Source organism: Pseudomonas sp. GW821-FHT02H06, assembly GCF_059421525.1.
In genome coordinates this window covers 257984-267954 of sequence record NZ_JBWKVD010000008.1, presented here as the reverse complement: position 1 = coordinate 267954, position 9971 = coordinate 257984, and the positions used below count along the sequence as shown (strand labels likewise).

The following is a 9971-nucleotide window of genomic DNA, read 5'->3' as shown; positions in this document are numbered from 1 at the left end:
AAGATGCACAGGACGATGATCAAGGTGGTTGCGGCATCGCGGCAGCGATCGATGTGCAACTCCCGGGTAGCTTCATGGCTTGACTACGCCTTGTACCCTGCACGGCACGCTTGCGTAGGTCGGCTAGATGGCTATCATGCGCGTCTTACAACCAGGCGCTGAAATCCATGCATACGTTGCTAAAGCTACTTGGAGATGGGGCGTTTCACTCCGGCGAGGATCTGGGGCTCGCGCTGGGCGTCAGCCGAAGTGCTGTCTGGAAGAAGCTGCAGCAGGCCCAGGCTGAGCTTGGCATCGAAATTTACAAGGTGCGCGGCCGAGGTTACCGTTTGGCTTCCCCACTTTCGTTGTTGGACAGTGAGGTGCTGATCGATGAGCACGAAAGATTGGGTTGGACATGTAGCATTCACGAAACTATCGACTCCACGAATGCCGAAGCCATGAGAATGGCAAGTTCAGGCGCAGCCCTTCCTGCTTTGGTTCTTGCAGAGCAGCAGACAGCAGGCCGCGGCAGGCGTGGGCGTCAATGGGTAAGTCCTTTTGCTGAAAACCTCTATTACAGCCTTGCTTTGCGTATGGATGGCGGTACCCGTCGGCTCGACGGTCTTAGCCTTGTCGTAGGGCTTGCAGTTGTAGATACGCTGCGAGAACTCGGTATCCATAGAGCGGGGCTAAAATGGCCTAACGACATTCTGGTTGGCTGCAAAAAACTCGCTGGAGTGCTGCTCGAGGTAACCGGCGATCTCGCTAATGTTTGCCATGTAGTTATCGGTATTGGGATCAATATCAATATGCGTGATTCCGTTGACGTCGATCAGGCTTGGACGTCGGTGGCCCTTGAGCTGGGAGATATTCAGGACAGAAACAAGGTCGCCTGCGCGCTAAGTCGAAATCTCAGTGGCTATCTTGCTGGCCATCAGGAAAGAGGATTTGCAGCGTATAGAAAAGCGTGGGAGGACAAGCATCTATGGCAAGGCCTCGCGGTCGCTCTCACCGCGGGTACGAACACCACCCAGGGCGTTGTGAAGGGCATTGGTGATGATGGGGCGTTACGCCTGGAGGTAGATGGGCGTGAAGAGCATTTCAGCGGGGGGGAGGTGACTCTCAGGCTCCAGGGTGGTTAGGGTAGAAATCAGAGTTAGTAAGATCGGCCTGTATTCAGGTGCGTATCGTTAATGAGGTGGGTATGCCATGGACGTTTTTGTTGTTACTCATGTTGAACGGTCTGTATTTCTTCTGGCATCAGCAGGATGCGCCGCTGCGTCCTAAAGAGGTCGAGCCGCTGCTGACTCATCGAGCGTATGGCCAAAATATTCGTTTGCTGGGCGAGTCGGGAGTCGGTGGTGGTACTGCGCGTACCTCTACAGGACAAGAGAACTGCCTCTACCTGGGGGGAACTGCCAAGCAGGCTGAAGCCGCACTTCTCGAGCAGCGTCTTGTTGCCTTAGATATCGATACTCACCTTGAAAAGCGCCTGGATCAGGAAGGCCGCGTGTACTGGCTGAAAATTGCGCCTGCTAGCCGGCGCTTGGTCAGCGAGGTTTTGATTGCCGAGCTCCGCAGGGATTTTCCCATGCTAAAAAATGAAATAATGTCATGTGAAGGCATTGCAACCGTAGATTAGTTTGAATAGAATGGCGCCCGCTTCGCAGTGCAGATCAATTGATAGGTACTGATGTAGCGATGGTCAATGCTTGTAACCTCAAGTTTTTATTGAGAAAAAGATTGACAGAAGGGTAGCATGATATAGAATGCTGCCTCGCTTAGGAGGGGTTCCCGAGCGGCCAAAGGGATCAGACTGTAAATCTGACGTCTACGACTTCGAAGGTTCGAATCCTTCCCCCTCCACCATATTTTGAGCGTAAGCAGCAAAGCTCAGCGGGTATAGTTTAGTGGTAGAACCTCAGCCTTCCAAGCTGATGATGCGGGTTCGATTCCCGCTACCCGCTCCAAGTTTTCTGGTTGTGCAATGTGTTTTGCTCTTGTAGCTCAGTTGGTAGAGCACACCCTTGGTAAGGGTGAGGTCAGCGGTTCAAATCCGCTCAAGAGCTCCATTACTAAGGCAGATATGTGAGTATCTGCCTTTGTTTTAGGCGCTACGAATACCAAGGTTTTCAAGGTCTTGGTGAGGTGGCGCCGCTGTGATTCGACGTGCATAATCGCAGTTGTCGAGTTGCTGTTGAAATCTTCCTGTCAGGTCCGCATAATGTTCGGCCTGATTTTGCTTTTAGGTCAGTAGCTCAATTGGCAGAGCGACGGTCTCCAAAACCGTAGGTTGGGGGTTCGATTCCCTCCTGACCTGCCAGATTCTCCAAAGTATCTGGCTTTCTTTTCACAGGATTTTAGTAGATGAATCCAAAGGCTGAAGCCCAAGACTCCCGTTTTGATCTCGTGAAGTGGCTTGTAGTAGTGCTTCTGGTAGTCGTGGGTGTCGTTGGAAATCAATACTACTCCGCGCAGCCAATCCTGTATCGCGTTCTTGCCCTGCTTGTGATCGCCGCCGTGGCAGCCTATGTGGCTCTGCAGACGGGGAAGGGTAAGGCTTTCTTTGTTTTGGCCAAAGAAGCTCGCGCTGAGATTCGTAAAGTCGTGTGGCCTACGCGTCAAGAGACTACCCAGACCACTTTGATCGTGGTTGCAGTGGTTCTCGTCATGGCGCTGCTGTTGTGGGGTTTAGATTCCCTGCTCGGCTGGCTTGTTTCCTTGATTGTCGGCTAAGGGTGTCCCGTGGCTAAGCGTTGGTACGTAGTGCATGCCTACTCGGGTTACGAGAAGCATGTCATGCGCTCACTGGTTGAGCGTGTAAAGCTTGCAGGCATGGAAGATGGCTTCGGCGAGATTCTGGTCCCTACTGAAGAAGTAGTGGAAATGCGTAACGGCCAGAAACGCAAAAGTGAACGCAAATTCTTCCCTGGCTATGTGCTTGTCCAGATGGACATGAACGAGGGCACTTGGCACTTGGTCAAGGATACTCCTCGTGTAATGGGTTTCATCGGTGGCACGGCAGACAAGCCGGCCCCTATTACCGATAAAGAAGCCGAGGCAATTCTGCGTCGCGTTGCTGATGGCAGCGACAAGCCGAAGCCAAAAACTCTGTTCGAGCCGGGCGAAGTCGTCCGTGTTACAGATGGTCCGTTTGCTGATTTCAACGGTACTGTCGAAGAAGTCAACTACGAAAAGAGCCGAATCCAAGTGGCGGTGCTCATTTTCGGACGCTCCACTCCGGTGGAGTTGGAGTTCAGTCAGGTCGAAAAGGCGTAACTGAACTCAGAATCCCATACCCCGCAGCCCTGGGCTGTGGGGTTTTTTCGTCACCGGGATAAACGCGCAAGTAACCGGGGAGCCTTTCGAGGCGCTAGAACCCGTAATTGGAGTGCCTCATGGCCAAGAAGATTACCGCTTACATCAAGCTTCAAGTGAAAGCCGCTCAGGCTAACCCGAGCCCGCCTGTTGGTCCTGCACTGGGTCAGCACGGCGTGAACATCATGGAATTCTGCAAAGCGTTCAACGCCCGTACTCAGGGTATTGAGCCAGGTTTGCCGACCCCTGTGATTATCACTGTTTACAGTGACCGCAGCTTCACCTTTGAAACCAAAAGCACCCCGGCTTCGGTACTGCTGAAAAAAGCAGCTGGCTTGACCAGCGGCTCGGCTCGTCCGAACACCGTAAAAGTTGGCACAGTAACCCGTGCTCAGCTGGAAGAAATCGCCAAGGCAAAAAATGCCGACTTGACCGCTGCTGATATGGACGCCGCCGTGCGCACCATCGCCGGTTCTGCTCGTAGCATGGGCCTTAACGTGGAGGGTGTGTAATGGCTAAGCTGACTAAGCGCCAAAAAGCTATCGCTTCCAAAGTCGAAGCTGGCAAATCTTATAACTTCAACGAAGCCGCTGCTCTGCTGGCTGAGTTGTCGACAGTGAAGTTCAGCGAGTCTGTAGATGTCGCTGTGAACCTCGGTGTTGATCCTCGTAAATCCGATCAGGTCGTACGTAGCGCCACCGTGCTGCCTCACGGCACTGGCAAGACCGTTCGTGTCGCAGTATTTACTCAGGGTCCAGCTGCTGAGGCTGCTTTGGCTGCCGGCGCTGATCGTGTTGGTATGGACGATCTGGCTGCTGAAATGAAAGGCGGCGACCTGAACTATGACGTCGTGATTGCTTCCCCGGACGCAATGCGTGTTGTTGGTCAGCTGGGTCAGATCCTCGGCCCGCGCGGCCTGATGCCTAACCCTAAAGTCGGTACCGTTACTCCAGACGTAGCCACTGCCGTGAAAAACGCCAAGGCTGGTCAGGTTCGTTATCGCACCGACAAAAACGGCATTATCCATACCTCCGTTGGCAAGGTCGGCTTTGATGCAGACAAGCTGCGTGAGAACGTTGAAGCTCTGATCGCTGATCTGAAGCGTATCAAGCCAGCTTCCTCGAAAGGTATCTACGTTAAGCGCGTAACACTGAGCACCACTATGGGCCCAGGCTTGGTCATCGACCAAGGTTCGTTGGACGCGTAAGACTGGCATGACGCGGGTAACCGCGTCATTGCGAAAATTGGGGTCCCTGCCTGGCGGGGGCTATCCAAGACCGTAGGCGGCGAAAGCCTTAAACCACAAGCCTACGCAGATGGTGCTCCCGGTTCCTTACCGAATCAGACACCAAAACGACATCCGGCTCAGGTCAGATGAAACGGTAACAAGCAGGAGTTAAACCCGTGGCAATTAAACTCGAAGACAAGAAGGCCATCGTCGCTGAAGTCAACGAGGCTGCCAAAGTCGCTCTGTCTGCTGTTGTGGCTGATGCCCGCGGTGTGACGGTAGGCGCGATGACCGGACTCCGTAAAGAGGCTCGTGAAGCTGGCGTTTACGTACGTGTCGTACGTAACACCCTGCTCAAGCGCGCCGTTGCTGATACTGAATACAGTGTCCTCAACGATGTGTTCACCGGCCCGACCTTGATCGCCTTCTCCAACGAACATCCAGGTGCTGCTGCCCGTTTGTTCAAAGAGTTCGCTAAAGGTCAGGATAAGTTCGAGATCAAGGCAGCTGCGTTTGAGGGCAAGTACCTCGCAGCTAATCAGATCGACGTACTGGCAACACTGCCGACCCGCAACGAAGCGATTTCGCAGCTGATGAGCGTGATTCAAGGCGCTACCAGCAAGCTCGCTCGTACTCTGGCGGCTATTCGCGAACAGAAAGAAGCCGCTGCAGCCTAAGGGCCGGCACTTCTTCTCGCGTATTTTTGTTTATTTCGATGGTCGCGTAGGCCGTCCCCCAATTCAGGAATTAGAGTCATGTCTATCTCTCAAGACGATATCCTCAACGCCGTAGCTGAAATGTCCGTTCTGCAGGTTGTAGAGCTGATCAAAGCATTCGAAGAAAAATTCGGTGTTAGCGCTGCTGCTGCTTCCGCTGGCCCAGCTGCTGCTGCCGCCGTTGTTGAAGAGCAAACTGAATTCAACGTCATGCTGCTGGAAGCTGGCGAGAAGAAAGTTAACGTTATTAAGGCAGTTCGTGAACTGACCGGTCTGGGCCTGAAAGAAGCCAAGGCAGTCGTTGACGGCGCTCCAGCAATGGTTCTGGAAGCAGTAGCTAAAGACGCTGCTGACAAAGCCAAGGCTACTCTGGAAGAAGCAGGCGCTAAAGTCGAGCTGAAGTAAGCATCGACTTTGCGTTTCCAGCCCAAGCGTTAAGCGAAAGGCTGATGGCTGGTGGCTTCTGCCACCGGCCTTTTTCCGTTGTTGGCAGCTGATTCGGTTAGCGCTGATTACGTGATCTACCCACCTCGAACGGTGGCGCGAACCATGGGGTTCGCAAGATTTTTCTGGCTGCTCCCGTCGGGAGGAGCCAAACAAGCAGGTGACCAAGCTGGGGAACGCTGATGGCTTACTCATATACTGAGAAAAAACGTATCCGCAAGGACTTTAGCAAGTTGCCGGACGTCATGGATGTGCCTTACCTCCTGGCCATCCAGCTGGATTCGTATCGTGAATTCTTGCAAGCGGGAGCGACTAAAGATCAGTTCCGCGACGTGGGCCTGCATGCGGCCTTCAAATCTGTTTTCCCGATCATCAGCTACTCCGGCAATGCTGCTCTGGAGTATGTGGGTTATCGTCTGGGCGAACCGGCTTTTGATGTCAAGGAATGCGTGCTCCGCGGTGTGACATACGCCGTACCTTTGCGGGTAAAAGTACGTCTGATCATTTTCGACAAAGAATCGTCGAACAAAGCGATCAAGGACATCAAAGAGCAAGAAGTCTATATGGGTGAAATCCCCCTGATGACTGAAAACGGTACCTTCGTTATCAACGGTACCGAGCGTGTGATCGTTTCCCAGCTGCACCGTTCCCCGGGCGTGTTCTTTGACCATGACCGCGGCAAGACGCACAGTTCGGGCAAGCTGTTGTATTCGGCTCGCATCATTCCTTACCGTGGTTCGTGGCTGGACTTCGAATTCGATCCGAAAGACTGTGTCTTCGTTCGTATCGACCGTCGCCGCAAACTCCCTGCATCGGTTCTGCTCCGTGCATTGGGTTACACCACTGAAGAAGTGTTGGATGCTTTCTACACCACCAACGTATTCCACGTTCAGGGCGAGAACCTGAATCTGGAGTTGGTGCCTCAGCGCCTGCGTGGCGAAATTGCCGTTCTGGATATTCTGGACGACAAGGGCAAGGTGATTGTTGAGCAAGGCCGTCGTATTACGGCCCGTCACATCAACCAGCTCGAAAAAGCGAACATCAAGACCCTTGAGGTTCCGCTCGACTACGTTATTGGCCGCACCAGCGCCAAGGCGATCGTGCACCCAGCGACGGGTGAGATCATTGCCGAGTGCAATACCGAGCTGAATACCGAGATCCTGGCAAAAATTGCCAAGGCTCAGGTTGTTCGCATCGAGACGCTGTACACGAACGACATCGACTGCGGTCCTTTCATCTCCGACACCCTGAAGATCGACTCGACCGGCAACCAGCTTGAAGCCCTGGTCGAAATCTATCGGATGATGCGTCCTGGCGAGCCACCTACCAAGGATGCCGCCGAGACCTTGTTCAACAACCTGTTCTTCAGCCCAGAGCGCTACGATCTGTCGGCTGTAGGTCGGATGAAGTTCAACCGTCGTATCGGTCGTACCGAGATCGAAGGTTCGGGCGTCCTGCACAAAGACGACATCGTCGCCGTGCTGAAGACCCTGGTCGACATCCGTAATGGTAAAGGCATCGTCGATGACATCGATCACCTCGGTAACCGTCGCGTTCGTTGCGTAGGCGAGATGGCCGAGAACCAGTTCCGTGTAGGTCTGGTGCGTGTTGAGCGTGCGGTTAAAGAGCGTCTGTCGATGGCAGAAAGCGAAGGCCTGATGCCTCAGGACCTGATCAACGCCAAGCCTGTTGCGGCGGCGGTGAAAGAGTTCTTCGGTTCCAGCCAGCTTTCCCAGTTCATGGACCAGAACAACCCGCTGTCCGAGATCACTCACAAGCGTCGTGTCTCTGCACTCGGCCCTGGTGGTCTGACGCGTGAGCGTGCCGGCTTTGAAGTTCGTGACGTACACCCGACTCACTACGGTCGTGTCTGCCCGATTGAAACGCCGGAAGGTCCGAACATTGGTCTGATCAACTCCTTGGCGGCATACGCGCGCACCAACCAGTACGGCTTCCTCGAGAGCCCGTACCGTGTGGTTAAGGACGCTCTGGTAACTGACGAAATCGTTTTCCTCTCAGCTATTGAGGAAGCGGATCACGTCATTGCCCAGGCATCTGCGGCAATGAACGACAAGAAGATCCTGATCGACGAGCTGGTTGCTGTTCGTCACCTGAACGAGTTCACCGTCAAGGCGCCGGAAGACGTCACCCTGATGGATGTTTCGCCGAAGCAGGTTGTTTCCGTTGCAGCATCGCTGATCCCGTTCCTTGAGCACGACGATGCCAACCGTGCGTTGATGGGTTCGAACATGCAGCGTCAGGCTGTTCCAACACTGCGCGCTGACAAGCCGCTGGTTGGTACTGGCATGGAGCGTAACGTTGCGCGTGACTCCGGCGTTTGCGTCGTGGCCCGTCGTGGCGGCGTGATTGACTCGGTTGACGCTAGCCGTATCGTGGTTCGTGTTGCAGATGACGAAGTTGAGACAGGCGAAGCCGGTGTCGACATCTACAACCTGACCAAATACACACGTTCGAACCAAAACACCTGCATCAACCAGCGCCCGCTGGTGAGCAAGGGTGATCGCGTTCAGCGTAGCGACATCATGGCTGACGGCCCGTCCACCGATATGGGTGAGCTGGCACTGGGTCAGAACATGCGCATCGCGTTCATGGCGTGGAACGGCTTCAACTTCGAAGACTCCATTTGCCTGTCCGAGCGTGTTGTCCAGGAAGACCGCTTCACCACGATCCACATTCAGGAACTGACCTGTGTGGCGCGTGATACCAAGCTTGGGCCTGAAGAGATCACTGCTGACATCCCTAACGTGGGTGAAGCAGCACTTAACAAGCTGGACGAAGCCGGTATCGTTTATGTGGGTGCGGAAGTCGGCGCTGGTGACATTCTGGTAGGTAAGGTCACTCCGAAAGGCGAGACCCAGCTGACGCCGGAAGAGAAGCTGCTGCGCGCAATCTTCGGTGAAAAAGCCAGCGACGTTAAAGACACCTCCCTGCGTGTACCTACCGGTACCAAAGGCACCGTCATTGATGTCCAGGTCTTCACGCGTGATGGCGTTGAGCGTGATGCTCGTGCGCTGTCCATCGAGAAGAGCCAGCTTGACGAGATCCGCAAGGACTTGAACGAAGAGTTCCGCATCGTTGAAGGCGCAACTTTCGAGCGTCTGCGTTCCGCGCTGGTCGGTCGTGTCGCTGAAGGTGGTGCCGGCCTGAAGAAAGGGCAGGAAATCACCAACGAAGTTCTGGACGGTCTGGAGCACGGTCAGTGGTTCAAGCTGCGCATGGTCGAAGATGCGCTAAACGAGCAGCTCGAGAAGGCCCAGGCGTACATCGTTGACCGTCGCCGTCTGCTTGACGACAAGTTCGAAGACAAGAAGCGCAAGCTGCAGCAGGGCGATGACCTTGCTCCAGGCGTGCTGAAGATCGTCAAGGTCTACCTTGCCATTCGCCGTCGCATCCAGCCGGGCGACAAGATGGCCGGTCGTCACGGTAACAAAGGTGTGGTCTCCGTGATCATGCCGGTTGAAGACATGCCGCACGATGCCAATGGCACGCCGGTGGATATCGTCCTCAACCCGTTGGGTGTACCTTCGCGTATGAACGTCGGTCAGATCCTCGAAACTCACCTGGGCCTCGCGGCTAAAGGATTGGGCGAGAAGATCAACCGCATGCTCGAAGAGCAGCGTAAAGTCGTTGAACTGCGCAAGTTCCTGAACGAGATCTACAACGAGATTGGCGGCCGTCAGGAAAGTCTTGATGACCTGTCTGATCAGGAAATTCTGGATCTGGCGAAGAACCTGCGTGGCGGCGTTCCTATGGCTACCCCGGTATTCGACGGCGCCAAGGAATCCGAAATCAAGGCAATGCTCCGCCTGGCGGACATGCCGGACAGTGGCCAGATGCAGCTGTTCGACGGCCGTACCGGTAACAAGTTTGAGCGTCCGGTCACCGTTGGCTACATGTACATGCTGAAGCTGAACCACTTGGTGGACGACAAGATGCACGCGCGTTCCACTGGTTCGTACAGCCTGGTCACCCAGCAGCCGCTGGGTGGTAAGGCTCAGTTCGGTGGTCAGCGTTTCGGGGAGATGGAAGTCTGGGCGCTGGAAGCATATGGCGCGGCGTACACTCTGCAAGAAATGCTCACAGTGAAGTCGGACGACGTGAACGGCCGTACCAAGATGTACAAGAACATCGTGGACGGCGATCACCGTATGGAGCCGGGCATGCCCGAGTCCTTCAACGTGTTGATCAAAGAAATCCGTTCGCTCGGTATCGATATCGATCTGGAAACCGAATAACACGTGACGCGAATCGAGGGCGGGTCG

9 protein-coding genes and 4 tRNA genes are annotated in these 9971 nt (G+C 54.6%); all 13 read left to right on the top strand.

Features of this window, described 5'->3' with window-relative positions; translation table 11 throughout:
- The first annotated feature begins 167 nt into the window (after positions 1 to 167).
- The 13 genes from birA (at position 168) to rpoB (ending at position 9944) form a co-directional block, all read left to right on the top strand.
- Positions 168 to 1124 (top strand): bifunctional biotin--[acetyl-CoA-carboxylase] ligase/biotin operon repressor BirA, encoded by a 957-nt coding sequence (gene birA / locus AC07VF_RS15750; protein WP_192174972.1) that lies wholly within the window; start codon positions 168 to 170, stop codon positions 1122 to 1124.
- A 62-nt stretch (positions 1125 to 1186) separates the two neighbouring features.
- Entirely contained in the window at positions 1187 to 1624 is a 438-nt protein-coding gene (locus AC07VF_RS15745) for a hypothetical protein (protein ID WP_495009163.1), read from the top strand.
- A gap of 142 nt (positions 1625 to 1766) precedes the next feature.
- A tRNA-Tyr gene (locus tag AC07VF_RS15740) sits at positions 1767 to 1851 on the top strand.
- 27 nt (positions 1852 to 1878) lie between these two features.
- A tRNA-Gly gene (locus tag AC07VF_RS15735) sits at positions 1879 to 1952 on the top strand.
- A 26-nt stretch (positions 1953 to 1978) separates the two neighbouring features.
- Positions 1979 to 2054: transfer RNA gene (locus AC07VF_RS15730), tRNA-Thr, on the top strand.
- Between the two features lie 175 nt (positions 2055 to 2229).
- Positions 2230 to 2305: transfer RNA gene (locus AC07VF_RS15725), tRNA-Trp, on the top strand.
- 44 nt (positions 2306 to 2349) lie between these two features.
- A complete protein-coding gene (gene secE, locus AC07VF_RS15720; protein ID WP_037017694.1) occupies positions 2350 to 2718 on the top strand; it encodes a preprotein translocase subunit SecE in 369 nt (122 codons plus the stop codon).
- A gap of 9 nt (positions 2719 to 2727) precedes the next feature.
- Positions 2728 to 3261 (top strand): transcription termination/antitermination protein NusG, encoded by a 534-nt coding sequence (gene nusG, locus AC07VF_RS15715; protein ID WP_003317113.1) that lies wholly within the window; start codon positions 2728 to 2730, stop codon positions 3259 to 3261.
- 119 nt (positions 3262 to 3380) lie between these two features.
- Positions 3381 to 3812 carry a 50S ribosomal protein L11 gene (gene rplK / locus AC07VF_RS15710; RefSeq protein ID WP_037017696.1) on the top strand — a complete coding sequence of 144 codons (432 nt, stop codon included), beginning with the start codon at positions 3381 to 3383 and terminating at the stop codon, positions 3810 to 3812.
- Entirely contained in the window at positions 3812 to 4507 is a 696-nt protein-coding gene (gene rplA, locus AC07VF_RS15705; RefSeq protein ID WP_122536823.1) for a 50S ribosomal protein L1, read from the top strand. The genes rplK and rplA overlap by 1 nt, the downstream gene beginning before the upstream one ends.
- Before the next feature lie 197 nt (positions 4508 to 4704).
- A complete protein-coding gene (gene rplJ, locus AC07VF_RS15700; protein WP_192174974.1) occupies positions 4705 to 5205 on the top strand; it encodes a 50S ribosomal protein L10 in 501 nt (166 codons plus the stop codon).
- Positions 5206 to 5283: 78 nt separating this feature from the next.
- Positions 5284 to 5649, top strand: coding sequence for a 50S ribosomal protein L7/L12 (gene rplL / locus AC07VF_RS15695; RefSeq protein ID WP_019409897.1), 366 nt, complete (start codon positions 5284 to 5286; stop codon positions 5647 to 5649).
- Positions 5650 to 5870: 221 nt separating this feature from the next.
- Positions 5871 to 9944: a DNA-directed RNA polymerase subunit beta gene (gene rpoB, locus AC07VF_RS15690; RefSeq protein WP_192174975.1), complete on the top strand. Its 4074-nt coding sequence runs from the start codon at positions 5871 to 5873 to the stop codon at positions 9942 to 9944.
- Positions 9945 to 9971 lie beyond the last annotated feature (27 nt).